General features: G+C 41.2%; 24 protein-coding genes and 1 pseudogene. 2 read left to right on the top strand and 23 right to left on the bottom strand.

Annotated elements, in window-relative coordinates; genetic code table 11:
* Positions 1–8: 8 nt before the first annotated feature.
* The gene (locus Q8N37_04280) at positions 9–452 is read right to left on the bottom strand and encodes a GtrA family protein (protein MDP3057703.1); all 444 of its coding nucleotides are present in this window, start codon (positions 450–452) and stop codon (positions 9–11) included.
* 356 nt (positions 453–808) lie between these two features.
* On the bottom strand, positions 809–2,074 hold the full coding sequence (locus tag Q8N37_04275) for a GIY-YIG nuclease family protein (GenBank protein MDP3057702.1): 1,266 nt from the start codon (positions 2,072–2,074) through the stop codon (positions 809–811).
* A gap of 44 nt (positions 2,075–2,118) precedes the next feature.
* On the opposite strand from Q8N37_04275, the gene Q8N37_04270 reads away from it, so the two are divergent.
* Complete coding sequence (locus Q8N37_04270; GenBank protein MDP3057701.1) at positions 2,119–2,391, top strand: hypothetical protein; 273 nt, start codon at positions 2,119–2,121, stop codon at positions 2,389–2,391.
* Positions 2,392–2,421: 30 nt separating this feature from the next.
* On the opposite strand, the gene uvrA is transcribed toward Q8N37_04270, so the two are convergent.
* Both uvrA and Q8N37_04260 read right to left on the bottom strand, forming a co-directional pair.
* On the bottom strand, positions 2,422–5,406 hold the full coding sequence (gene uvrA, locus Q8N37_04265) for an excinuclease ABC subunit UvrA (GenBank protein ID MDP3057700.1): 2,985 nt from the start codon (positions 5,404–5,406) through the stop codon (positions 2,422–2,424).
* Between the two features lie 47 nt (positions 5,407–5,453).
* Complete coding sequence (locus Q8N37_04260; GenBank protein ID MDP3057699.1) at positions 5,454–5,780, bottom strand: hypothetical protein; 327 nt, start codon at positions 5,778–5,780, stop codon at positions 5,454–5,456.
* A gap of 145 nt (positions 5,781–5,925) precedes the next feature.
* Between Q8N37_04260 and Q8N37_04255 the strand changes: the two genes are divergently transcribed.
* Complete coding sequence (locus tag Q8N37_04255) at positions 5,926–7,179, top strand: thioredoxin domain-containing protein (GenBank protein ID MDP3057698.1); 1,254 nt, start codon at positions 5,926–5,928, stop codon at positions 7,177–7,179.
* Between the two features lie 78 nt (positions 7,180–7,257).
* On the opposite strand, the gene Q8N37_04250 is transcribed toward Q8N37_04255, so the two are convergent.
* The 19 genes and pseudogenes from Q8N37_04250 to Q8N37_04160 form a co-directional block, all read right to left on the bottom strand.
* Complete coding sequence (locus Q8N37_04250) at positions 7,258–8,316, bottom strand: MraY family glycosyltransferase (protein ID MDP3057697.1); 1,059 nt, start codon at positions 8,314–8,316, stop codon at positions 7,258–7,260.
* A 43-nt stretch (positions 8,317–8,359) separates the two neighbouring features.
* A complete protein-coding gene (locus Q8N37_04245) occupies positions 8,360–9,943 on the bottom strand; it encodes a glycosyltransferase family 2 protein (protein ID MDP3057696.1) in 1,584 nt (527 codons plus the stop codon).
* Positions 9,944–10,065: 122 nt separating this feature from the next.
* The gene (locus Q8N37_04240; protein MDP3057695.1) at positions 10,066–10,434 is read right to left on the bottom strand and encodes a hypothetical protein; all 369 of its coding nucleotides are present in this window, start codon (positions 10,432–10,434) and stop codon (positions 10,066–10,068) included.
* 3 nt (positions 10,435–10,437) lie between these two features.
* A complete protein-coding gene (locus Q8N37_04235; GenBank protein MDP3057694.1) occupies positions 10,438–11,517 on the bottom strand; it encodes a DNA recombination protein RmuC in 1,080 nt (359 codons plus the stop codon).
* 189 nt (positions 11,518–11,706) lie between these two features.
* Positions 11,707–12,879 (bottom strand): isocitrate/isopropylmalate family dehydrogenase, encoded by a 1,173-nt coding sequence (locus tag Q8N37_04230; protein MDP3057693.1) that lies wholly within the window; start codon positions 12,877–12,879, stop codon positions 11,707–11,709.
* Between the two features lie 22 nt (positions 12,880–12,901).
* Positions 12,902–13,486: a 3-isopropylmalate dehydratase small subunit gene (locus tag Q8N37_04225; protein MDP3057692.1), complete on the bottom strand. Its 585-nt coding sequence runs from the start codon at positions 13,484–13,486 to the stop codon at positions 12,902–12,904.
* A gap of 84 nt (positions 13,487–13,570) precedes the next feature.
* Positions 13,571–14,866: pseudogene (locus Q8N37_04220) on the bottom strand (aconitase/3-isopropylmalate dehydratase large subunit family protein).
* Positions 14,867–15,083: 217 nt separating this feature from the next.
* Positions 15,084–15,512 carry an ATP synthase F1 subunit epsilon gene (gene atpC / locus Q8N37_04215; GenBank protein MDP3057691.1) on the bottom strand — a complete coding sequence of 143 codons (429 nt, stop codon included), beginning with the start codon at positions 15,510–15,512 and terminating at the stop codon, positions 15,084–15,086.
* Positions 15,513–15,519: 7 nt separating this feature from the next.
* A complete protein-coding gene (gene atpD, locus Q8N37_04210; GenBank protein ID MDP3057690.1) occupies positions 15,520–16,887 on the bottom strand; it encodes a F0F1 ATP synthase subunit beta in 1,368 nt (455 codons plus the stop codon).
* Between the two features lie 154 nt (positions 16,888–17,041).
* Entirely contained in the window at positions 17,042–17,944 is a 903-nt protein-coding gene (atpG, locus tag Q8N37_04205) for an ATP synthase F1 subunit gamma (protein MDP3057689.1), read from the bottom strand.
* A 165-nt stretch (positions 17,945–18,109) separates the two neighbouring features.
* The gene (gene atpA / locus Q8N37_04200) at positions 18,110–19,657 is read right to left on the bottom strand and encodes a F0F1 ATP synthase subunit alpha (GenBank protein MDP3057688.1); all 1,548 of its coding nucleotides are present in this window, start codon (positions 19,655–19,657) and stop codon (positions 18,110–18,112) included.
* Position 19,658: 1 nt separating this feature from the next.
* Complete coding sequence (locus tag Q8N37_04195; protein MDP3057687.1) at positions 19,659–20,057, bottom strand: F0F1 ATP synthase subunit delta; 399 nt, start codon at positions 20,055–20,057, stop codon at positions 19,659–19,661.
* Positions 20,058–20,192: 135 nt separating this feature from the next.
* Complete coding sequence (gene atpF, locus Q8N37_04190) at positions 20,193–20,687, bottom strand: F0F1 ATP synthase subunit B (GenBank protein ID MDP3057686.1); 495 nt, start codon at positions 20,685–20,687, stop codon at positions 20,193–20,195.
* Positions 20,688–20,766: 79 nt separating this feature from the next.
* The gene (gene atpE, locus Q8N37_04185) at positions 20,767–20,994 is read right to left on the bottom strand and encodes an ATP synthase F0 subunit C (protein ID MDP3057685.1); all 228 of its coding nucleotides are present in this window, start codon (positions 20,992–20,994) and stop codon (positions 20,767–20,769) included.
* Between the two features lie 202 nt (positions 20,995–21,196).
* The gene (gene atpB, locus Q8N37_04180) at positions 21,197–21,946 is read right to left on the bottom strand and encodes a F0F1 ATP synthase subunit A (GenBank protein MDP3057684.1); all 750 of its coding nucleotides are present in this window, start codon (positions 21,944–21,946) and stop codon (positions 21,197–21,199) included.
* A gap of 213 nt (positions 21,947–22,159) precedes the next feature.
* Entirely contained in the window at positions 22,160–22,357 is a 198-nt protein-coding gene (locus tag Q8N37_04175) for a cold shock domain-containing protein (GenBank protein MDP3057683.1), read from the bottom strand.
* Between the two features lie 92 nt (positions 22,358–22,449).
* Positions 22,450–22,707, bottom strand: coding sequence for a GIY-YIG nuclease family protein (locus tag Q8N37_04170; GenBank protein ID MDP3057682.1), 258 nt, complete (start codon positions 22,705–22,707; stop codon positions 22,450–22,452).
* A 1-nt stretch (position 22,708) separates the two neighbouring features.
* Complete coding sequence (locus Q8N37_04165) at positions 22,709–24,055, bottom strand: UDP-N-acetylmuramoyl-L-alanyl-D-glutamate--2,6-diaminopimelate ligase (protein ID MDP3057681.1); 1,347 nt, start codon at positions 24,053–24,055, stop codon at positions 22,709–22,711.
* Positions 24,056–24,144: 89 nt separating this feature from the next.
* Entirely contained in the window at positions 24,145–26,097 is a 1,953-nt protein-coding gene (locus tag Q8N37_04160; GenBank protein MDP3057680.1) for a prolipoprotein diacylglyceryl transferase, read from the bottom strand.
* Positions 26,098–26,402: the final 305 nt, after the last annotated feature.

Genomic DNA, 26,402 nt, shown 5'->3' with positions numbered 1-26,402 from the left:
TAATTAATTTACTTTTTAAACACAAACAGTTTGTATCCCGCGAAGTTCCAAACCAGCACTACGCCAGTCGCCACTGCTTTGGCAAAGTTCGCCCAAAGAACCGGACTTAAGCCAAAGATCGGATTAACTAAAGTTGTTATAAAATAAATAATTGAATTACTCAACACCAGTCCTATGACAGCCACGGCTAAAAATTTTATAAATTGCTGAGGAACCTGCTCTTTGCTTTTATCGCCAAAAGTCCAGTATTTATTCAAAAAATAGCTGTTCGTCACCGCTACGGCAAACGATATCGTGCCGAATATAACCATAGACGGCCCTTTATAAGTTTGCGTCATCCACATTAAAAAATTTAGAACAGCAAAATCAAGACCTGTATTCAAAATCCCGACGATAAAAAACTTGCCAAATTGCATAAAAAATTTATTCTCCTTCAAGGTATCAATAATCATACGATTAAACGCTGTTTAAAAAAATTAATATTTACAATAAAAGTATAGCACTAAACAAGTGAAAATAAAAGAGGCGCTGGATTTTTATTGCCAGCGCTTTTTGGAGCCTAATTACGTTTTTAAAACATAATTTTTTCTCTTTACTGCAACGTAAGCCACAGTAAGAATAAATGCTGTTGCCGGAATACGCTCCGCGTTATTCCCTGGACAAAATAATCCAGCTAAGCTAAGCGCTATGGCACCTATCCAAACTATTAATATTCCTATCTTCACGCAATTGACCTCCTTGTGAATAATATAGTACTTATTTGCTAAATAGTCAAGAACGCGTCACCCATCTCTTTTACTGAACAATTTTAAAACCACATTCCGGCTCTTTTTAATTTCCTATAATAAGAAATGGCAAAACGATGTGATTCGTCGCGTATGGCAAAAATGATTTTTTTATCCAGGCTAGGCGCCAGCCTCGACGAGCCTAATCGAACTAACCCTGTCGAGTCTAGGTAAACATTTTTTGTCATAAAAAGCTTCTCGCCCTTCCTGGTCGGGCCTTTGGCTATCGAAAGCAAGGGAATATCCAGTCCCTTCTCCTTGATGATCTTTTTTACGGCATTCAATTGCCCTGCCCCGCCATCAATGATCATCAGATCCGGCATTTTCCATTCACTGTGTTTCAACCGGCGGCTTAAAACTTCCGCGAGCATATCCGTATCGGAAATTCCCTTAACTTGCCTGATCCGAAAACGCCGATATTCGTCTTTGTCTATTTTTCCTTTCGTGAAAACCACCATACTGCCGACCGCATACTCGCCAAAAATATTGGAAATATCGTAAGCCTCGATCCGCAATGGCGCTTTTTGCGTCTCCAGATCTTCCGTCCAACCTGATCCTTTGATCAGTGCGACATCTTGAATATGCTCCAGCGCAAAAATTTTGTCTCTGGCCTGCCCCGCCTCTTCGTAATTTTTGTTTTTTGCCAGCTCCCTCATTTCTTTTTTTAAATCCCCGATGATGCGTTTTTTCTTTCCTGATAAAAAAAGCATCAGGTTTTTGATCCCTTTGGCATACCGCGCTTTTTCCTCCGGAATGGCCAAAATTTCCCGATAAAATCTCTCGCCTTCCCGGGTTTTTTCCAAACCTCTGAACGAAAAGATCCGCCGAAGAATTTTCAAAGCGGTGCGAGCCGTGTCAGCCGAAGGATACGGGCCGTAAATTTTCTTGATCTTAATATTTTTAAAAAGTCTTTTCGCTCGCTGCCGTATAATAAAAACCCGCGGAAATTCTTCTTTCGAGATCGCAATGTTCACAAAACTCTTATCATCTTTCAATTTGACATTGTAAAACGGCTGATGGCGTCTAATCAGGTTCGCTTCCAATATCAGCGCTTCGATCACCGAATCAGTCTTGCGGTAATCAATCTTCGCGATTCTACCCACCATTTCTTGAATCCTGGAATCCGACTTAATCCGCCCACCGGCGGACTGGAAATACGAACTTACCCGCCGTTTCAAATTGATCGCTTTGCCGATATATAAAAGCTTTCCCGATTTGTCGCGGAAAAAATATACGCCAGGCGAGGAAGGCAAATTTTTCAGCTGCGTTTGAATATTAGATATTGACATTTTTATAATAAATTGCTAGAGTTAAAAAATCAAGGAGGCGGTTTATGCCAAAAGAAAGTAAAGGTAAACAATATGAAAAAGAAGTAAAAACGGCAATGTTTTCGCTAGACAACTTCATGTGTCCTGACGGCCAATGGTACAGCATAGATGAACTCTATGACATAATGTACCAAGTATATAAAAAAGAAATATACAGTAAGGCCGTTATTGAGGAAGCGATCAAAAGATCAAGGTCAGACAAATTGCTATACGCTAAGATAAAAGACGGCGTGTTATACTACCGCCACAAAGAATACCACCACAACAAAAATTATTAATTTCCATGTTCTTACATGGATTTTTTTATTTTAAAGATTGTTCTTTGTTGATCTCAACGCTTTTTTAAGAAACTGCCCTGTATAGCTTTCTTTGTATTTTATAATTTCTTCCGGCGGACCCTGGGCAATGATCCGGCCGCCGTGCTCGCCGCCTTCCGGCCCCATATCGATTATCCAATCCGCCTGTTTGATCACGTCGAGATTATGCTCGATCACGATAACCGAATTCCCGCCATCAACCAGGCGGTGCAAGACATTCAATAATTTTTTGATATCGTCAAAATGCAAGCCGGTAGTGGGTTCATCAAGAATATAAAGCGTTTTGCCTGTGGCGCGTTTGGCCAGTTCGGACGCCAATTTTACTCTTTGCGCTTCTCCGCCCGAAAGCGTGGTGGCTGATTGCCCAAGCTTGATATATCCTAAGCCGACATCCGAGATCACCTGCAAAGTATCTTTGATCTGGAAAATATCTCTGAAAAATTCCAGTGCCTCGTCAATGCTCAAAGCCAAAACTTCGGAAATATTTTTTCCCTTGTACTTTATTTCCAGCGTTTCCCGTCCATAGCGCTTGCCCTTGCAAATATCGCAGGCGATATAAACATCCGGCAAAAATTGCATCTCGATCTTATTATAACCCTCGCCCTTGCAGGCCTCGCACCGGCCGCCAACGACATTGAAACTGAATCGGCCCGGCTCGTATCCGCGCACTTTTGCTTCCTTAACCGATGCGAATAATTCTCTGATATGCGTAAAAACTCCGGTATAAGTCGCGGGATTTGATCTCGGCGTGCGTCCGATCGGCGACTGATCGATCACGATCACTTTATCCAGATAGTTATCGCCTTTCAATTCTTTGTATTTTCCGGGCCGCTCCATCGCGCGATAAAATTTCCTCGCCAGCGCCCGATAAAGAATATCGTTTATCAAGGTCGATTTCCCGCTGCCGGAAACTCCGGTCACGAGCGTAAACACGCCCAAGGGGATCTCGACTTTTACGTTTTTCAGATTATTTTCATTGGCGCCGGTAATCGTCAAAAAATGATTCTTGGTTTTTCGCCTTTGGGCAGGAATAGAAATGCTTTTTGCGCCTCGCAAATATTGCGCGGTAAGCGACTCTTTGGATTTCAAAACATCTTGAAAAGCGCCTTCCGCTACGACCCGCCCTCCGTTTTCGCCGGCTCCGGGCCCGATATCCACGATCCAATCCGCCTCGCGAATAGTTTCTTCGTCATGCTCGATCACAATGACCGTATTGCCGATATCCCGCAATCTCTTAAGCGTTCCAAGCAATTTATAATGATCGCGGGCGTGCAAACCAACCGACGGCTCATCCAGAATATATAGCACTCCGACTAAGGCTGATCCCAATTGCGATGCCAGCCGGATCCTTTGCGCTTCGCCTCCTGCCAAGGTCATCGCCGCGCGCGTCAGGGTCAAATATCCCAAACCCACATCATCCAGGAATTTCAAACGATTTTTTATCTCTTTGATAATATCCCTGGCGATTATCGCCTGCCGGGCGCTTAATTTCATTGACCCTGAGCTTGTCGAATGGGTTATTTTATCAAAAAATCGGCGGGTAAGATAAATCGACTGGGAAGAAACCTCGGAAATATTCTTGTCGCCGATCTTTACGCTCAAGGCTTCCGGCTTCAGACGCGTGCCGCCGCAGACCGGACACGGATAGATCGCCATATATTTTTCTATTTCCTCGCGCACCGATTCGCTCTCTGTGCGAGCGTACCTATCGCGCAAATGTTTCATTAGGCCTTTGAACTCAGTATAAAAAACCCTTGATCGCCCGTGGAAAAAATATTTTATTTTCAAATCTTCCGGCGTTTCAGGTCCATTAAAAATCAAGCTTATTTTTTCCTCCGGTATATCTTTTATCCTGGTATTGATCGGAATATCATACATCTCGGAAACCGCTTTCATGATCGCGCCATAATAATTATTCGGCGTAAAGCTCCAGGGCAAAAAGCCTCCTTCAAAAATCGTCTTATCTTTATCCGGCATGATCAGGTTAATATCAATTTCTTTTTTCTCGCCGAGCCCCGTGCATTCCGGACAAGCGCCAAAAGGACTGTTAAAAGAAAAAAGCCGCGGCTCAAGATCCGGGAAACTCAAATCACAGTGCGAGCAAGCAAGATTGGAATTAAATATCAATTCGCCATCTTCCTTCATTTTCTTGCCCTGAGCATTCCGTTCACTATCGGAGTGTCGAAGGGTAGCTTTATGGATCTTGCCTTTCATAACTGGCGAAACCACTGCAATGCCATCCGCCATTTTTACCGCGCTTTCTATACTCTCAAATATCCGGCTGATATTCACGTGCGAAATTTTCAGCTCGTCAATTAAAATTTCGATCGTATGCATTTTATACCGCTCAAGCACCGGCGCCTGCCTACTCGCCTCGCTAAAGCTATGGCGAAGCGGGCCGGCAGGCAGGGTTTTTTTCAGCTCAATTATTTTTCCATCCACTCTGGCTTTAGTAAAACCTCTCCCTATAAACATTTGAAATAATTCGCGATACTCGCCTTTTCGCTCTTGTACCACCGGAGCGAAGATCTGAATTTCAGTTCCTTCCGATAATTCGAAAACCTTATCCACCATTTCTTCGATCGTTAGTTTAGTGATCGCGCGTCCACAGCGCACGCAATACGGCGTGCCGACCCGCGCGAATAAAAGCCTCATATAATCATAAATTTCCGTCACTGTCCCCACAGTGGAGCGCGGATTATGCGAAGCGGATTTTTGATCGATCGCGATCGTCGGCGAAAGCCCTTCGATATGATCGACATCCGGTTTTTGCATCTGGCCTAAAAATTGGCGGGCATAGCTCGACAAACTTTCCAAATACCGCCTCTGACCTTCGGCGAAAATCGTATCCATAGCCAAAGTCGACTTGCCCGAACCGGACACGCCCGTAAAAACTATGAATTTGTCCCGCGGCAGATCCAGGTCAATATTTTTCAGATTATGCTCTCTGGCGCCTCTAATTATAATTTTATCCATATAATAATATCTTATGCTAATTTTATGATTTTGTCTAAAATTTTTAATTAAAATGTTGCCACTTGACCAAAAAGAAGGAGACTTTTTACGGTCTCCGGGTTTTTTTTAGGCAAAGGTCGAATTATAATTTTTGGACCTTTTTTTGCAAGGTAAGCCATAAAACCATAAAATGATGGGTCTATAGACTCATCCCCCCTTTCAAAGAAACGAATAATTCGTTTCCTTTTTCCGGTTTCCCCGGGAGGAAGAACTCCTTCCAAAAAAACTCCACTAGAATCGATTTCGATTCCATTTTTTCCTTTGCTCACAACTATTCCGTGCTCTTTTAGAGCTTTTATGAGACCCTTAACATTTAGGTCTGTTTTTATTTCCATAAACTGACCTCCTTAATGAAACACTATTATAACCTGTTTAAAAATATATGTCAACATCAAGCTTTTCTATCCATCAGCCGCAGTTTACAAATATTCTCATTCTGTTATTATATAAGCATTGCGTAATGCTAAAATATATAAATTTATGTTTAAAAAAGTTTTAAAATTATTTCTTATAACGCTAATTTCCGCCGCGATCTTATTCCCGACGAACGATCTGAAAGCGGAAAATACAAACGTGCTGTCGCTAACTCAGACGCAAAAGATCAGAGTGCTTTATTTTTATGCTTATGATTGCCCCAGGTGCGCCGGCATAAAGCCTTTCATCGAAACGATCAAAGAAAAATATAAAGACAAGATTGATTTTCTGGAGCATGACGTCAAAGAAAAAGAAGAGTGCCGACAATTGTTTTTTAAATTCATAGAAACTTACGGCTTAACCGGAAATCCAAAAGTTCCATTAATATTTATCGGAAATGACTATCTGTCGGGCGCTGATGAAATTGAAAAAAAACTAGAATCCAAGATCAATGAAAAGATCGCGGCCAAAGAAGAACTAAAACTGGATTGCCACAAATTTTTGGAAGATTGGACCAAAGGCAATCACTCCACGGATAATCCGGATCTGGGGTCTTGCAGCGCGATCGATTCGGAAGATTTTTGCAGCATAGAAAACCCGGCCGACACCAAGCCTAAAAACGATACGGTAAAAAATATTTCTCTCGGCTTGATCATTAGTACGGCGGTTATTGATTCGGTCAATCCTTGCGCCATCGCCGTATTGATCTTCCTGCTGTCCGTCTTGCTTATCCTGAAAGCAAACAAAAAAAGAATTATTACTGTTGGCTTATTTTATATTGGCACGGTTTTTGCCACCTATTACGCGGCCGGAATCGGCATACTGTCCCTAATGGCTCATGATTTTTTTCTGAAGATCTCGAATCCTTTTATGCTTATCTTCGGCGGACTGACGATCATCGGCGGATTCATAAGCATCAAGGAAGGCCTGCTGCCTCAAACGAAACAACTCCTGGTCATACCGGAAAAAACCAAAAGCTTGTTTATAAAATACATTGAAAAGGGCACTATTCCGGCGGTTCTTATCGCGGGAGTAATAGTCTCGCTCGTCGAACTGCCTTGCACCGGACAAGTCTATTTGGCAATCCTTAGCTTAATGAGCCAGGAAGGATTAAAAACCCAAGCTCATCTTTACTTGCTTCTGTATAATTTTATTTTTGTCCTGCCTCTCATAATAATCCTATTTGCCGCGGCCTGGGGCTTGGATATTAACCGGCTTCAGAGCTTGCGCAAAGATACCCGCAAAATGATCAAAGTTTTAATTGGAGCGGTTATGATAATTTTGGGATTATGGCTGGCTAAAATCGGCATAAATCTCTAAAATAAATACCGAAACTAATTATAAAAAACAGTCCAAACGAATCAGGGCTGTTTTTATATGCTCAAGAATGATTTGTCTTTATCTATTTTTCTTATTTTGTTTCACACTAAAACGATTCTCGGCTAAATTTACAAATAATATAACCAGTGAAATAAAAATAAAAAAAGCGATAAATTTTCCCAAACCGCCTAATTTAAGCGCGATAAAACCGAAAAAAATACTTAAGCTATAATAAAAAAATACGATTTTCTTTTGCGAAAAACCAAGCTCCAATAAACGATAATGAAGATGGGTTTTGTCTCCAGAAAAAATCGATGATCTGTTTTTTATGCGCCGAACGATCACCCAAATAGCATCTAGAATTGGAATGGTCAAAACCAGCGCCACCGTCGCGAGCTTAACTCCGCTAAAAATCGAAACTACCGCCAATAAAAATCCGATAAACATCGACCCGCTAGTGCCCATAAATATTTTTGCCGGATAAAAATTAAACGGCAAAAAACCCAAAATCGCGCCAGTGGCGGCTATCGAAATTATTCCCAACGGAGGCTGATCTACCAGGCTTGAAATGCTTAAAAAAAATAAAGTCAAAAATCCGATAATTCCCACGCCTCCCGCGAGCCCGTCGAGCCCGTCGAGCCAATTAACAATATTCATAAACCCCACTACTAAAAATAAAATAAATATTGAGCTAAAAAAATAATATTGATGGCCGGCTATTCCCAATACAAGGCTATCCAGCCTGAATTCCGCTCCGCCAAACGGATTAGCGATATATTGAACCGTGAGACCCATATAGATCATTACCAATGCTACAATTATTTGCGCAAAAAATTGTTTTTTCCACGATAATTTTTTAATATCGTCAATAAACCCAAAAAAAAGTATTGCAACGGAAGAGATCACTATCCCCCATTTTAAATTATCAAATTCCAAATTGCCAACAAAAAAAATGGCCGATAAAAAAGCGCCTATTATGGCGATGCCTCCGATCCGAGGAATGTTATTGCTATAAAAATTCCGCTTGCCAGCCGGAAAAAAAATCCCGAGTTTGGGAAATATTTTAATTAAAAATAAGGTTAGAAATAAAGACAAGAAAAAACCGACTATAAATGGAATAAAATAAAGAAAAAACATATGGAGCGTTTATAAAATTCAATTAATTGCTAATTTATAATTTTTACTTATTTTCCAATATTATTGCTTCGTTCGAGGCACTCTCTTTTCTCATTTTCGGCGTCACCCAAAATTGCATATATTTTCCAAACATCAGACGCGTCTGAGCATCGATCGCCGGCAATGTCCCCATAGGAATAGCCACGATTGGCAATAATATCCATTCCAGCATCAATCGTAAATAACCTTTCTTGCCTTTAAATTTCGGGTTAGGCGGAACAACAAGAACAGAGAGAAAAGCTGAAATAAAAAGGCCGAACATTGTTATAAACATCAATGTTCTTAGTGTGCCGGGCAAATTAGAAGCCAGAACCGAACTTTTAAAAACATCCCCTCCGAAAATAAACGGCAACCAGCCGAATGTCGCCACCATCACGGAAGAAGTGGCCCAGGAATGCCTACCGTAAATTTCCGACCACATCCTGATAATTTTTTCCTTCAAAGGAACTTTATCATATTTAAGAAATCCTCTTAAAATTATTGCGGTATTTTCCGCGCCATACGCCCACCGGCGATATTGTTTATACTGATTGACAAGCGTCAGCCACGCGGTTTTGGCTTGAACCGCATCCATATAGATAGGCAAAAAAATCGGCTTAATGTCATACTTACCTTCAAAAACAATAAAGCATTTCCAAAATATGATCGAATCATCGGAAATCATATTTACCGGCCAATAATTTACGTCGATAACCGCTTTAAAACTCATACTATGACTGGTATACGTAACTATGCGCTCCGGCCGAGTAGCTTGGATCATATTCCAAAAAGCCGAACCGGTAATAATTACCCGGGAAATCGAAGTCGTGTCCCAAATATTATTAAAAAACATCGGAAGCGGCTGATAACTTGAACGAGTGGGATTGGGATTATTCAAGTAAGTATAAGATAGCGCCGCTAAATACTGAGAGTGGGCGCGGCTGTCGCAATCAAGAGTGGATACTACCACATTCTCGTATTTTAATTTCTTTTCATCGATTATTTTTTTGATTTTTTTAGCGGCCCAGGTCAGATTAGCGCCTTTTACTTTTGCTTCGCCGGATATGCCATCAGGATGAACAGTGACCAAAAAAATAAAAAATTTATCGGAAAATTCTTTTTGCATCGCTTCGATTCTTTTTTTAACCAGCTTGTGCCCCGAACGCTCTTCAAAAGTTAAAACCACGATCAGTTTGTCTTTCGGATAATTAGAATCCACTATCGACTGGATTGACGGACGAATAATTTCCAGCCCTTCTTTATAGACAGGAAAAATTACGACATGATAAATTTTTTCCCAATTTTTTATTTTTTTTACGCGGCTAAACCAATCTATTTTAAGATTTTCTTTTAGTTTGGTATATCCATCCACCAGATGGATCGAAATAAATATAGCTTTGATCAGCCAAAAAACATCGAAAACGATCATAAAAACCGCTAAGTGCACGGGATAATATATCGCCGCCAAAATAGCTATGAAAAAAGTCGACCAGGTTAAAAAACCGGGCAAAATCTCGCCAAATCTTTGAAGATAAAAATCGTGCGCGTTAGTTGTGCGCGGTGTGGGAAAATCAAGCGCGTTCAACCCGTTAGAAATTTTTGAAGACATAGTATTAAGGAAACATCGTTAAAATATAATAAATTACTTATTTCTAACGGGTTTCATAATTTTTCATTAATAAAATTTTATAATTTAAATCGGCTTATGATCCATTTTTTCAATATCGGCGGCTAAAATTGATATGCGCCGCTGCTATTTATTAAAATGATCGTAAAAATAGCTATTACGGCAAAGATCTGGCAGACCAATGAAGTTGAAAGCAAAAGATAAGCGATAAACTTTTCTTTTTTATAAACAAACTCGATGATTATCGCGTTCAGAAAAAATATTACCAAGCTTATCAAGGGAATAATAAATGCCTGCTCCGGCTTACCCTTAAAATCCACGCCAAACAAAACATTATAATGCAGAATTATATTGAATTTTCCTTTTTCCAAAAAAAACAAAACAAAAATCCAAGCGACGAGATTAACCAAGATAGTTGCCGCGGAAATTATCAGAAAAGGCTTATGGCGCAAAAAAGACAATTCAAATCTCATACTTTATTCTTCTAGCTTTGGTTTATCTATCATTATTGGAGAAATTTGTGATTCTCCTTCGGTAATTTTTACAACATCTTTATCAACTTTTTTGAATTCTTTATACGCATTATTATAATGATTGACGGAAGTAGACATGCTCGTTCCAAGCTTCCTCATAAATTCATCGTATGCAATGAGATGCTTGCCTAATTTTTCCACATTGGTTCTTATGCCTTTTGCGCTTTCTTCTATTTGCATGGCGCGTAATCCGTGTAAAACCGTCTGAAGATAAGCAAAAAAAGTCGTAGGAGAAACAATGATGACCCGTTTTTCTATAAAAGCATACGCTATCAAATCTCTTGTATTAAGTTGCACCGCTCCAATCTTATTTACCAATAAATCGTAATAAATCGCTTCGGATGGTATGAACATAAAAGCAAAGTCCATTGTGCCTTCTTCGGGCTTAATATACTTTGATGTTTCATCGATTCTATTTTTTAAATCCTGTTTAAACGCTTTTTCAAACCTGTCCTTTTCGTTTTGATCCCGCGAGCAAAGAATTTTTTCATAATTTTCTAAAGAGAATTTTGAATCTATGGGAACAATTCCGTCTTTCAGCTTTACAACTGCATCGACAATCGTTCCGTCCTTAAAAGGATATTGCATTTGATAAGAATTGGGGGGTAAAATATTTTTGAGAGTTTCTTCCAAAAAATATTCTCCCAGAACTCCTCTTTGCTTGGGATTTTTTAATATATCCTGAAGATTTTGAAGCTGGGCGGAAAAATTAATTACTTGTTTATTGGTTTCATCGAGCTTAGTAAGTTTTTCCGTTACTTCGGAAATTAATTTTGCGGATTGTCCGGTTATATTCTGAATAATATTTGTGGTCTGATGAAGATGCTCCTGATTAGCCCGATGTGTTTCAGAAAGCTTGCTGTCAATGGCGCCCCTTAACTCTCTATTTTGTTCCGCAAGTTGAGATAATCTTTCCATTACAGCTCCTGACTTTTCATCCTCTTGCGGTTTTTTAAACGTCTTATAAGCTATTGCTAAAATCGTTATCCCAAATATTATAATAACTAAAGTTACTGAATCCATACTATTTATAGACAATAATTAAAACACTAATGTTAAAGCGAAAAAAACATATAAAATAACCTTTTATCGCTACGATTATATCATATTTACTGTTATAAAGCCACTAAATACCGGAATACCGATATACCAAACTGTTAAATAAAAAAAGAGGCGTTATCTTCGTTGATAGCGCCAACACTATTTATATTTTTATACTTCCTCTTTATTTAGATATTCCTGAACTTTCGCTCCCATGCCTTTTGTACCGAGCAGTTTAGCCGGATCATCAACGCCTTCTCTGAATAAATCAGCAGTGCGCCAGCCGTCCTGTAAAACTTTTCTAACGGCTTGTTCAATCGCATCCGCGCCTTTTGATCCACCGATATGTCTCAGCATCAACGCCTCCGTAAGAAACATACCCAGCGGATTGGCAATGTCCTTACCGGCAAGAGTTGGAGCTGTTCCCGACCCTCTTTCAAACATCGCCATTCCGGTATCAGGATTGATGGCAGAGCTATGCATTAGTCCAACACTTAAAGGAGCATTCGCAAGATCTGTCATAATATCGCCTTGCATGTTTTGGCAGGCAATAACCGCATTCAACATTTCCGGGTTAGTAACCACAAGCATCGCAGCAGAGTCAACATACTGGAAAGACACAGGAACATCCGGGAATTCTTTGCCGATTTCTTTAGCAACCAATCTCCAGTAAGTATCCAGTGCGGTAATATTAGACTTATCAATTACGATAAGCGGCAGTTTCATTTCTCTGGCATAAGAGAACACTGCCCTAAAATACTTTTCCAGATACTCCAAAGAGAAGTAAGCAAGATTGCTTACTATTTTTTCTTTGCCGGTTACGTCCTGCTTTAATTTTAACCCAATTTTTTCTCTGATTTCTTCCGGAACAAGATGAATTAAATCGTCATTGCCGAAATAAACATCTTGAAGAAGAAACCTGAACCAGAACTGGGTTATATCTTGCGGCAACATTTTCAGCTTGCTTAAGTGAACAAGTTCTTTGTAGAATATCACGGGCCGAGAATTAATGAGAAGCCCCATTTTTCCTCTCAAGCCCAGCAACACTCTTTTTTCCGGTGTCATTTCCAGATATTGATAGTACTTTTTATCAAATTCCGGATTGCCTACTCCGCTAAAAAGTATATAACCAATTTCTAGCGCCGTTTCAAGCGATTTTTGCGGTAATGTATCGCCGTATTTTGGATAAGCGGCCCAACCCATTGCCACGTCTATGGGAATAAGCCGGATTTTATCATACCTTCTTGCGGTTTCTACGAGAATCGGCCATGTAACATCTATCATTTCAGGTCCTATTCCATCACCCCTTACAACAGCAATTCTTTTTTCTTTCGTATATATCACCTCTTAAATTCATTTCAGATTTTCATATTTTTCCTTCCTTCTGCAATTCTTGAGCTTGCTCAAGCATTATGCCAAGGCTTCCGCCTTTTCTAATCTTTTCTTTTTGATTGTCGGAAAGCGGAAAAGCAATGCGCTCATTGCCCCATTTTATCTGGCAATTTTCCCAGTCAACCTCAAGCGCTATCGGTTTTTCCCGGAAAAGCTGATCAATTTTTTCTTGAGACAAAGTGACGCAAAGCAATCCGTTCGCAAACATACTGGTTTCAAATATGCGCGCGAAACTCGGAGCAATAACGCATTGAATTCCTGCTTGCTCAAGCGCGTACACAGCTTGTTCTCTGGAAGATCCTGAGGCAAAATTTTCGCCGGCAACCAGTATTCGCGACTGATTAAATCTGCTTCTTTCTTCGAGAGATGTCAAAACATTTTCCAGACAATGCTTGCCGAATTCGCTTTTCTTGTTCAAGCTCAAGTATTTTGCCGGAATGATCCGGTCAGTATCGACATTTTCCAGCGGCAAATAAAATACCGCTCCGGAAAAATTCCGTTCTTGACCAGCTTCAACAGTTCCCGCAAGTTTCTCATAGTCCGGACTTTCAAAGCTCACTTCTTTCCAGTCAGTTAATTTAACCGCTTCGCCATAAGGCGCATTGCGACAATCTTCAAGCGCTTGCCGACACGTCTCAAGCTCCGGTTCGGTTATCACTCCGTATATGGCAGTGACCGCGGCTGTAGCCGGAGATGCCAAATGCACCATTCCGCCTTCGCCCATGCGACCTGGAAAATTGCGATTTGTAGTGGAAAGGCAAACTTCTCCGGGACCAATAACCCCGCAACTCGTACCCAGGCATGGTCCGCAACTGGGATTGCACACGACACACCCTGCCTTCAGGAATATTTCGATCAATCCTTCCTTAAGCGCTCTGGTGTAAATATGTTTTGTAGCGGGAATTACGATCACGCGCACGCTTGGATCTACTTTGCCGCCCAATTGGCGGATAATGCTGGCTGCGATTCTCAAGTCCTCTATTCTGCCGTTGGTACAGGAACCAATGAAGACCTGACCCACTTTTTTGCCGGCAATTTCCGCCACAGGCACAACATCGCCAACAGAGAAATTGATCGTTGTAACCGGAACCATGTCAGAAACATTGATTTCGATCACTTGGTCATACTCCGCGTCAGGATCGCTGTTGAAACGCTGACAACTGCGAAGCGCTTGGCTCTTGTTATCATAACTTTTTGCCAGCGCCGGCCAGAGATAATCAATCGTGCGCTGATCCACATTCATTATGCCTGAAGTTGCTCCACATTCCACGCTCATATTAGCAATGGTCATTCTGCCTTCCATACTCATTTCAACAATTACAGATCCGCCGAATTCCAGAACTGCGTTGGTCGCACCCTTAACGCCGATTTCTTTGATCAGCGCCAAGATCAGATCTTTGGCGAAAACATTCGCCGGCGGATTTCCGACAAAATTCACACGAATGACTTTTTGCGACGGCAATACCACTAATCCGGTAATAAGGGCAATTTCTAATTCCGTAGTACCTACGCCAAAGGCCAAATCGCCAAAAGCGCCGTGCGTACAGGTATGGCTATCACCCATGATGTAAATTCCACCGGGAATTATCCATCCTTTTTGAGGAATCAAAGCATGGCAAACGCCGTCGTCTTTTCCGACATCGGCAATTTCTATGCCATGCTTCGCACAAAACTCCCGCATGATTTTTTCTTGCATGGCAGTATCCGTGTCTTTAGCCGGGCTGACATGGTCAACCATCATTTTGATTCTGTTCGGATTGAACACAATGTTAAACCCGCGCAGGCGCATATCATCCAAGGCCAAGGGCGTCGTAACATCATGACCGAATACTTTATCCAGCCTCAATACCATGCTTCCATCCGGAAGCAATCTTGCCAAATGCTTTTCTACAATTTTCTGAAAAGCTGTTTTTCCTTTTTTTCCATCTTTTGTTTCCACTGTCAATCACCTCGTTTGTTTTAAACTTTTCCGTGTCGTTCTCTCTTTTAAATTGTAAAAGAGCGATTAAAACCCGGATCAATATTCCGGATTTTATTACCGTAAACATTACCAGACAACAAGCAAAATGTCAAGAATAATAATCGAGATCTTGGCCTATAAAAAACAGCCCCGAATAGACAGAGCTGATTTTAATACACACTGAAATTAAAAATGCTTATGCCTTATTCCGGTGCCGATAGCGTTCCAGGAATTTAATGCGCCTGGTGGCGATATTCATATCCGCCTGTGCCGAGGCTAAATTCCTGCCCCCTATCTCTTTCTCGCCGGAAATAATATCGGCGGCTTCTTTTTTGGCTTTTTCGATCTCTTTCTCATCGATTTCTCCCGGCCGCTGGATCATATCCGCCAAAATTATTACCCGCTGATTCTGAACCTCCATAAACCCTCCGGAAATAAATAAAAATTGATCGCCTTCCTGGTTATGATAACTCAAAGTTCCATCGCCCAAACTGCTTACCAAAGGAGTATGGCCAACCAAAATCGTCAGTTCTTCCTCGGCAGTCGGCGCGGTTACCAAATCGACTTCTTCGTGAACAATGGTTTTTTCAATTGTATGAACCTCTAAAATAAGTTTTTTTGACATAATATTTTTACTTAACTTCTTCTATTCCGCCTTTCATATAAAACGCATTCTCTTCTTTGCTGTCATGTTTTCCTTCCAGGATCTCTTCGAAACCTTTTACCGTATCGGCCAGAGAGACGTATTTTCCGGCGCTTCCGGTAAAAACTTCCGCCACGAAGAAAGGCTGCGAGAAGAATTTTTGGATTTTTCTCGCGCGATACACGATAAGCTTGTCGTCTTCGGATAATTCATCCATACCCAAGATCGCGATAATATCCTGCAATTCTTTATAACGCTGCAAAACTTTTTGCACTTCGCGGGCTACCCGATAATGCTTCTCGCCAACGATTCGCGGTTCAAGCACCGTTGAAGAAGATCCGAGAGGATCAACTGCGGGATAAATTCCCAATTCCGTCAAAGCTCTGGAAAGAGTGATGGTGGAATCCAAATGCGAAAAAGTAGTAGCCGGAGCCGGATCAGTCATATCGTCCGCCGGAACATAAACCGCCTGGACGGAAGTAACCGAACCTTTTTTAAGCGATGTAATGCGCTCTTGCAATTCTCCCATTTCGCTGGCCAAAGTCGGCTGATAGCCAACCGCGCTCGGTAGCCTTCCCAGCAAAGCGGAAACTTCGCTTCCGGCCTGCGTGAACCTAAAAATATTATCAATGAATAAAAGCACGTCCAAATTTTTCTCGTCCCTGAAATATTCAGCCATTGTAATGCCGGACAATGCCACTCTCTGGCGAACCCCCGGAACTTCGTTCATTTGTCCGAACACCATAACGGTCTTGTCGAGCACTTTGGCGTTTTTCATTTCATGATACAAGTCATTTCCTTCACGAGACCTTTCGCCTACTCCGGTAAAGATCGAGAGTCCTTTATGGGCAAAAGCGATATTGCGGATCAACTCCTGGATCAAAACTGTTTTTCCCACGCCGGCGCCGCCGAAAAGCCCCACCTTGCCGCCTTTAACGAATGGAGCGATCAAATCAATGACTTTTATACCCGTTTCCAAAATTTCAACTTTTGTCGATTGCTCGGAAAAATGAGGAGCCTCGCGATGGATCGGCAATGTCGGCGCGCCTTTTATCGGCGCGCCATTATCAATCGGCTCGCCAAGCACATTCAAGAGCCTTCCCAGAACTTTTTCCCCGACTGGCACCGAGATCGGTGCCGCAGTATTCGCGACTTCCGACCCTCTCACCAATCCATCGGTCGAAGCCATAGCCACGGTCCGAACCCGTCCGGATCCCAAATGCGCCTGAACTTCCAAAATGATTTTTCGTCCGTTTTTCGTATGCGCAACCAAAGCATCATTGATCGTCGGAAGATCTTTCAAAAAATCAACATCAACGACCGGTCCGGTGATTTGTACTATTTTACCTGTATTCATAGTTTTATATTATCTAATTATTATTTTTAAAAAAGAAAATATTTTTAAACTTTATTTTTATTTTAAAATTTATCTTGATTTATGATTTAAGAGACCATTGTAATTATTGTTTTTATTCATAAAGCGTAAATCATATATCGTAAATCTTTCGAGCCTATTCTTCCATGACTGCCGCGCCGCCCACGATTTCCGCGATTTGGCTCGTGATCTGAGCCTGCCTCAATTTGTTATAGCTCAAAGTCAGATCATCGGCGAGTTCTTTGGCGTTCTTGCGGGAATTTTCCATTGCGATCATTCGAGCTGAATGCTCAGAGGCTTTTGTTTCAAGAAATAAAAAGTATAAACCCATTTTAAGCAAATGCGGAATTAAAGTCTCGGCAATAATGCTCGGCGTAGGCTCCACCTGATAAATTAATTCTTTTGAATTTAATGAATTTTCACTGAACTTCTTGGTCTCGATCAGCTTTTCAAGATTCTTGGAGGTCAGCGGCAAAAAAGCGCGCACGGTTGCTTTCTGCTTGACCGGAGAAATAAAATTCGAATAAATGACCGCAACCGATCCATACTCGCCTGACAAAAAAGACGAGATTATCAGCTTATGAATAGCTCCAATGTCAATTAGTTTCCAAAACGATTTATCCGGAAAAACCGCCAAAATATTGGCTTTTATCCTTTTTAAAAACGAGGCGCCTTTTTTCCCGACAACTATATAAGTAAGTTCTCTGCCTTCCTTCTCTTGCTCTGACTTGAAATCCAAAGCAACTTTCAATAAATTAGAGATCAGTCCGCCGCATAATCCTCGGTCGGGAGTTATCATTATTACCAGAACTTTTTTGGATTTTTTCTCGGTCACCAAAGGAGATTCTTCCAGGCTGAATCCATAGCGCTTCAAAAGCGCCAATATTTCCAAAGCGCGCAGAATATAAGGCCTCGCGTGCAATGTTTGCTCTTGCGCCTTCTTCATCCGGCTAGCCGCGATCGCGCCCATCGCTTTCGTGACCTTATAAATGCTGCTCACGGACTTGATCCTGAATTTTATTTCCTTGGAATTATTCATATTAATTCTTACTAACTTATTTTTATTTTCAATTCCTTATCAGCGCACATCTTACGAAACGAACCAATTTATTTTTGAATGCATTTGGTGAAACCCATGCAATCAAAAATAATTGGGAGTTTCGCCGGTTAAAATGATATTCGAACCCCTCCTAACGATTATCTTTTATACAACTTTAAAATTTTCTTTCGCCTCTTGGATTGCTTTCTTGATATTTTCTTCGATCTCCGGCGTTATTTCCCTCGTTTGGCGGATTTTTTTCAGCAATTCAATATTCCTTGTTTCCAATTCCTTATACAAATATTTCTCGAATTTGGAAACCTTATCCAGCTCAATGTCTTCAAGATATCCATTAACACCGGCGTAAAGCGAGACCACTTGCTTTTCAAAAGGCAGCGGTTCAAACTGATCCTGCTTCAGAAGTTCGGTCAGGCGCTTGCCGAGCTCAATGCGTTTCTTGGTCGCTTCATCGAGATCGGAACCGAATTGCATAAACGCGGCCAATTCTCTGAATTGCGCCAGATCCAATTTCAATCTTCCTGATACTTTCTTCATGGCTTTTGTCTGGGCCGCCGAACCGACGCGCGAAACCGAAATACCCACGTTCATTGCCGGCTTCATTCCGGAATAAAACAGATCGCTTTCCAGGAAGATCTGGCCATCGGTGATCGAAATAACATTGGTAGGAATATAGGCGGTCACATCTCCGGCTTGAGTTTCGATGATCGGCAAAGCAGTGAGCGATCCGCCGCCTTTGGCGGCATTAAGTTTTGCAGCGCGCTCCAATAATCTCGAATGCAAATAAAACACATCCCCGGGATAAGCTTCGCGTCCTGGCGGCCGGCGGAGCAAAAGCGACACTTCTCGATATGCCCATGAGTGCTTTGACAGATCATCATAGATCACCAAAGCATCTTTGCCTTTGTCCCGGAAATATTCTCCCATCGTGCATCCGGCAAACGGAGCCAGATACAAGAGACTCGCCGAATCGCTGGCGGATGCCACCACGATCGTGGTATAAGCCATTGCTCCGCGCTTTGTCAGCTCGTCAACTATTTTTGCCACCTTGGCATTTTTTTGTCCGATAGCCACATAAATGCAATAAACAGGCCGTTCTTTTTCATTGATCTGATTAAGAATAGTATCAACGACAATCGCTGTTTTTCCGATCTGCCTGTCGCCGATGATCAACTCTCTTTGCCCTCGCCCGATCGGGATCATCGCGTCGATCGCTTTGATGCCAGTTTGCAAAGGATAATTGACCGATTCCCGGTCAATGATCGATGGCGCTTCGCGCTCCACCGGACTCGTGTTTTTCGCTCTGATCGGACCTTTTCCGTCGATCGGATTTCCCAAAGTATCAACCACTCTGCCAAGCAATTCCTCGCCGACCGGCACTTCCAAAATCTTTCCGGTAGATTTTACCAAATCGCCTTCCCGTACGTTAGCCGCCGAACCCAACACGATCGCTCCGACCAGATCTTCTTCAAGATTGCTGGCCAAACCATATGTTGATTTATTGTCCTTGCTGATAAATTCCACCATTTCTCCATACATTACCTTGCTCAATCCTTTGATATGGCTGACGCCGTCCCGGACTTTCAAAACACGGCCGACATTTTCAAAATTAGCATCTTCCTTTATGCCTTTTATTTTCGCTTTTAAACTTTCGATTATGTAGTCGCTATTCGTTTGAGAAATTTTTGTTGTCATATTAATTAATTATAAGATGTTTAAACTTATTTATATAGCTTTGCAAACTTTTATCAAAATAATCTTCTCCGCTCTCGATCATGATCCCCCCGCCAATAGAGAGATTAACCTCGCGCTGCATCTCTATTTTTGAAGAAAATATTTTTTCCAGTTTTTTTGAAATTTCCTCTACCGTCTTATCTGAAAGCGCTACCGCCGTAGTGATCGTAACATTCTTAACGCCGCTTTTTTCGTGCTCTATTTTTTCGATCTCTTTAAAAATATCGGATAAATTTTTTCCATCATTATTCCTCTCGATGATCTTTAAAAAATTATCAAGATAGGCCTCTCTTTTTTCTTTTGGCGCGCCGTCCAGCGCTTCCAGAAGAGACTTAGCGTATTTTATCGGAGTTATTTTCATAGCTTGAATATTAAAACTTATTTCTGTCATTGCGAGGAGTCGAAACGACGAAGCAATCTAAATTCGAGATCTGAGATTGCCGCGCTCCCTTTGGTCGCTCGCAATGACAAAAAAACTTATTTTAAACTATTTTGCTTACATCGCCGAGACTATATCTTTGGCGATTTTTTCCTGCTCATCTTTGGTCATGTTTTTTTTGAAAAACTTCTCAACCAAAAGCACTGCCAAGCCTCCGGTTTCTTTTTCCAGATCTTTAAGCATCTGCTCTTTCTCACGGCGGATGATGCCTTTTGCTTCGCCTACCAATTTATCGCTGGCAGTTTTTGTCTGAACCAATATCCTGCTTTTTTCTTCCTCGGCCGCCAGTGTCGCCTTATTCACCAGATCTTTTGACTGAACACGTGCCTCGCGCATTTCCAGATCTTTAGCCTGCTCAAGATTTTTAAAATCTTCCTCGATCTTTTTGGCTTCTTTGAGGCTTCGCGAAATGGTATTTCTCCTTTTTTGGAACATATCCAACATAGGCTTGTAAAGAAGCTTATACAAGATCACGATAAGAATGGTAAAATTAACCAGCTGAGCCGCCAAAAGCTTCCAGTCAATGCCTAATTTTGAAAATAGATCGGTCATATTAAATTAAAAATTTAAAATGAAAAATTAAAAAATTAGAAGTTTTAAATTTTTCATAAAAACTTAAAACGCATTATTTTTAGGCGAATTTTATGATCAATGCCACGACCAAAGCGTAAATAGCGACTGCTTCAGCGAATGCGATCGCCAAAATCGCCATAGTTTGCACCTTGCCGGCTGCTTCCGGATTTCGGCCGATCGCTTCAACTGCTTTGGATCCGATCATGCCGATTCCGATCGCCGGGCCGACTGCGCCAAGAGCGATTGCGATTGCGGAGGCTAATAATGCTATTGATTCTGTTTCCATAGTTTTTTCATCATTTTATGCTATAGAATAAATGTTTATTTTACAGCTTTACAATGATTATTTATTAAATTAATTTTATTTAAAGGCTGAATTATAAATTTAAAATTTTAAATGAAATCCCAAATTATTAAAATATTTATCATTTGGAAATTCAGTCATTGATTTAAAATTGAAAATTCAGACTTTAAAATTTTATTTAACTCTAGTGTTCTTCATGCGGCGTTACCGCCATTTTCAGGAAAACCAAAGTAAGCATCGCGAAAATAAACGCCTGGATCACTCCCACAATCACTTCCAAAAAATAAAAAGGCAGCGGCACCACGTACGGCACCAGAAATGAAATTACCAAAAGCAGAACCTCTCCCGCGAAAATATTGCCGAAAAGCCTAAAAGAAAAAGAAACCATTTTAGCAGTTTCTCCTATTAGTTCCAAAATCCCGACAAAAAACAAAATTGGATTTTTGAAATTGATGAATTTTTTTCCGTACTTGAACACTCCCAATGCGGCAACTCCGAAAATTTGCGCCGCTCCCACCGACACGATCGCGAGCGCCAGCGTAAAATTCAGATCAGCGCTGGTAGAGCGGAACAGCGGCACGAGTATTTCTTCTCCTTTATGCCCTTCTTCCCAAATTCCGATGCTCCCCACTCCGGGGATAAGCCCAAGCCAGTTGGCAAGCAACACCAGAAGAAAAATAGTCGCGACAACCGGAAAAAACTTTTTTGTCTGCTTATCGTTGCCAGTAACGCCTTCAATTAAATTATATAATGCTTCAATTATCACTTCCGCGAAATTCTGCAATCCGCTCGGCACTGTCCTCATTTTTCTGGTCGCGAAATAAGCGAATATGATTAAAATCGCCATTGCAATCCACGAAATAAGCAATGAGTTAGTGATCGCAAATGATCCAATCGTTATAATATGTTCCGGAAGGAAAGAGATATTCAACATATTGCGTTTTACGCTTAAAAATTCATTTAAACTTCATCTGCACCAAGAAAGCTCTATTATAGACCATAAATGTAAAAAAATCAAGCCCTCGAAAAAAAATTTATGTGGATATCGTTTTGTTATGTGGATTACTTAAAACAACGGCAAAAATACGGTTAGCTGCCGCAAAACAAAAACCGCCCTCGCAAAGAGGACGGTTTTTGTATACGCTTTTTATGCGCGTGCTACATTTACGGCAGCAAGGCCTTTTTGGCCTTCTTCGACTTCGAAGGAGACAGCATCGCCAACTTTTAATTCGGCAAATGTGACGCCATTCAAATTCTTAGAGTGAAAGAAAAGATCTTTTGTTTCGCCTTCGCGAGCAATAAATCCATATCCTTTGTCCGTAAGAGTTTTAATTGTTCCGTTCATTTGATTGTTTTTGTTATTTTAATGATATTCCTAAAAGAGAAACTCGACTACTTTTCTACATCTTATTTAATATACATAGTATATACTAAAAATCAAATTCTGTCAAGGACATTCTTTATCATCTCCAGTTTTTTCACTCTTGATAATAATTTAATTCTGGCTTCTTCCTGAGAAGCAGACGACCGATTACGGAATTTTTTTGAATAAACTATCTTTACCGGCTGGCGAGACCTGGTATATTTCGCGCCCAGACCGGAGGAGTTGTGTTCCTGCACCCTACGTTTTAGGTCAATAGTAATTCCGGTATACAAACTTCCATCCGCGCATTTAAGAATGTAGAGATAATACATACTATTTGGATCTCGCCTCTCCGGCGAGTCCGCCCACTGGCGGATTAAATCTCCCCTTCAGCACCTCTCTCGCCACCTCCCTGTCATCCCACGGAATTTTTTTATCTCCCCAAACCATAAATTGTTCCGAGCCTTTGCCAGTAATTAAAATAACATCGTTTTTAGCCGCTAAATCCACAGCTTTCCTGATCGCTTCACGCCGGTCTAAAATTCGAAACAAATTCTCGCCATTTTTTTTATTCTTAATTCCACTCAACACTTGCTCCATAATTGATTCCGCGTCCTCGGAATACGGATCTTCGTTGGTGACGATCACAATATCGGCGAATTGATCCGCCAGCGCGCCGGCTCGAGCCCGATAAGTCTTATCCCTGTCGCCTGTCCCGCCCAGAACCGCGATCAGGCGATTTTTCACATATGGCTTGATCGCTTCATAAACATTTTTCAAAGAATCCGGCGAATGGGCATAATCCACTATTACCTCAAAATCCTGCGCATCGGATGTTTTTATCTTTTCCAATCTTCCCGGCACTCCGCTTATACCAGCCAAAGCTTTTCTTATTATGTCCGATTCTACAGCTTCAGACACTCCGAGCGCAATGGCTGCTAAAGCATTATAAACGCTAAACTTGCCAGGGATATTCAAAACAAACTCTCCTAGTTCTCTTCCTTGATGCAGGACATTAAATTTAACTCCTCCGCTGGATAATTGAATATTTCGCCCCATTAACTCATCGTTATCCTTCAACCCAAAACTTAATATTTTGATATCTCGCCTCTTCGGCGAGTCCGCCCACTGGCGGATTAAATTTTGACTTTGCTCGTCGTCTCCATTTATTATCACCTCTTCTGTTTTCGATCCGATCATTTCCAAATGCACATCTCTATATTCATCAGCATCTTTATGATAATCCAAATGATCCGGCATCAAATTGGTGATCACTGCTTTGTGAAAATCTATTCCAAAAAGCCGGCTTTGTATCAACGCGTGACTCGAAACCTCAATCACCGCGTAATCACAATTTTTTTTCACCGCCTCGCGCAAAAATTTCTGCAAAAAAAATGGCGACGGGGTCGTCAGTTTTTCCGTATTCAAAGATTCCTCGCCAACAACTCTCATATTGGCAGTCGAAAACATCGCCACCCTGTGCCCGGCTCTTTCTAAAATGCGAGTGATCAAATTGGTGGTGGTAGTTTTCCCTTTGGTGCCGGCCACGCCGATAACTCTTAATTTCTTAGCCGGAAAGCCGAAATAAAAAGCCGCCGCCATTCCTCGCAGCTTATGCGTAGCCAAAATCAGCTCTCTGGGAATTATTTTTTTAAGAAACAATTTTAGACTATAAAACATATGGCAAAATCATAAAATTAAATTCGGCCAAATTATGACACAAAGCTCCATAAACCTGAATCGCCTATGGAGCTTTGTAAAATATCTTTCTACTTCGCCAATTGACCATCGATAATTTCCTTGAATTGCTCAAAAGACAAAGCTCCGCCTGTAAATTCATCTCCGACAAAAAACGCCGGCGTACCGCCAATTCCAAATTCGGTTCCAATTTTAATATCGTTAGCGATCTTATCTTTGAATTTTCCGGAATCGGTGCAGTCTTTGAACTTTTTAGCGTCTAACTTTAAATTTCTGGCGTATTTGGTAATGGAAGCTTTATCAAGTTTGGCTTGATTGGCAAAAAGCACATCTCCCATTTCGAAAAATTTTCCCTGATCCCCGGCGCATTCCGCCGCTTCGGCCGCAAACTCCGCTTCCGTGTGAGCCGGCAAAGGAAAATTCTTGAAAACCAACCGCACTTTATCCGGATAAGCGGCTAAAACCTGTTTTACTACGTCATTTTCCGACTTGCAATACGGACATTGAAAATCGCTGAATTCTATGATCGTCACCGGCGCTGTCTCCGGGCCTTTGAACCGGTCTTCGGCTGAGATTTTTGGCAACTCTAAAAATTTTCCTTGCGGTATGCCGCTGGCGGCAGAATTAAGATAATATAAATTATTTTTATTTTCCATCACAGTTTTGATCTTTTCAAAGATCGCCGCCTTCTCAATGCCGGTATCGAAAAACAAAGCGGGTAATGACTTGATACTAAAATCCGCGATCAATTTCTTTCCTTCGGTGGAATTAAAATCAACTTCTTTAACCGACAAAGTCGGAATAGCCGCGGCTTTGATCTGGCTGATAACGTCGTTCGTATCGCATTTGGCGCAATTTTTATCATTTACTATTTTAAGGCCAACGATCGGTTCATCGAGAGAAACCCATGTTTTCCCCTGAAAAGAAAAAGGCGGATTTTTGAACATCTTGCCATAATAGATCGAATTATAATATACCGAGCTCCCAATGATCCCCGCTATTAGAGCGACAACAAGCGCTATCGCCAATGCCTGCGGTTTTTTCGCTATAATGTTTAATATGTTTTTAATGTTTAGCATGTTTTTCCAGTCTATCTTGCCTTTCGGGCTCTCAATACCTTCCGCTTCGTCAGGATTGCTTTCGAAAAAGACTTCTTCCGCTTCGGTATAAGTGACTGCGGAATCTTGCAAATCCTTATTCTTACTTGATTCTCCTCCCTTTTTCACCTCGTTGTCATTTTGAGTGTCTGCCATATGTTTTTTTACCGCCGACCGGCGGATGATTAAAAATATTAAACAAATTAACGAAAATATAAACACGCCTGCCGATATATACTGCGACGGCGTATATCCGGAATATCGCGGATCGCAAACTGCCAGATCACTACACCGCAAAAAATCCAGAAAAAACCTGATTCCACTATACCATAGAACAAAAAACAAGAAAAGTGCGCCTTCGGCTTTTATCTTGGTTCTTAAAAACCAAAAAACGATAAACATTGCCAGGCCATTGAGCGACATATAAATCGCTATCGGGTGCCGAAAAGAGCCATCCAGATATTCTTGCGCCCAAGGTAAAGTTGTTTTGGTGCCGATATGCAGATCCGCTATCGCGCAGCCGATCCGGCCAATAAATTCTCCGATCGCGAAAGACGGCACTAAAATATCAATAATTTTCCAGCCATTAAGTTTTTTAAGCCTTAAATAAGCGCCGACCAAAATCATTACGCCTATTGCTCCGCCCAAGAACATCAATCCTCCTTCTTTAATGCTGAAAATTTCAGCCTGATTCCGGCTGAAATGATCCCAATTTTCCAATATAAACGCCGCTCTCGCGCCGGCTACTCCGCCGACCAATGTCAAAATCGCCAGATCAAAAATATGATCCGCTTTGATATTCTTGCGCTTTGCTTCTTTTAGAGCAATGAACAAAGCCAGAGCAAATGCCAGCCCCGCAAACAAGCCCCAAACATTTAGGGTTAAAGGACCGATATGAATTGTCGCTAAGTTATAATACGGGATCATAGTATTAGATTAAGATAAATTGGTATAATTAAAACCGAGAAACGCTTAAGCGCGAATCCCAGGAAGATATTTTTGATTCTCTATATAATACACTGCCTTTCGTTTCTTGACAAATTAATACTTTTTATTTTCCTAAATATAAATGAATTTAAATTTATTAATTTATGCATAAGTTCACATACATCTTGCACTCCATGAAACCCTAAATGGAGTTTTACAATTCAATCCATTCTAAATATACTGGTATTAAAGGTTTTATCACCTTGTATAATTACGCCTTAAAATACCAATATATGATCACTGCC

The sequence above is a fragment of the bacterium genome (assembly GCA_030693205.1).
In the GTDB taxonomy this organism is placed as follows: domain Bacteria; phylum Patescibacteriota; class Minisyncoccia; order JAHIHE01; family JAHIHE01; genus JAHILZ01.
Note: the sequence above shows the minus strand (reverse complement) of the source record. Positions and strands in the feature narration are given on the sequence as shown.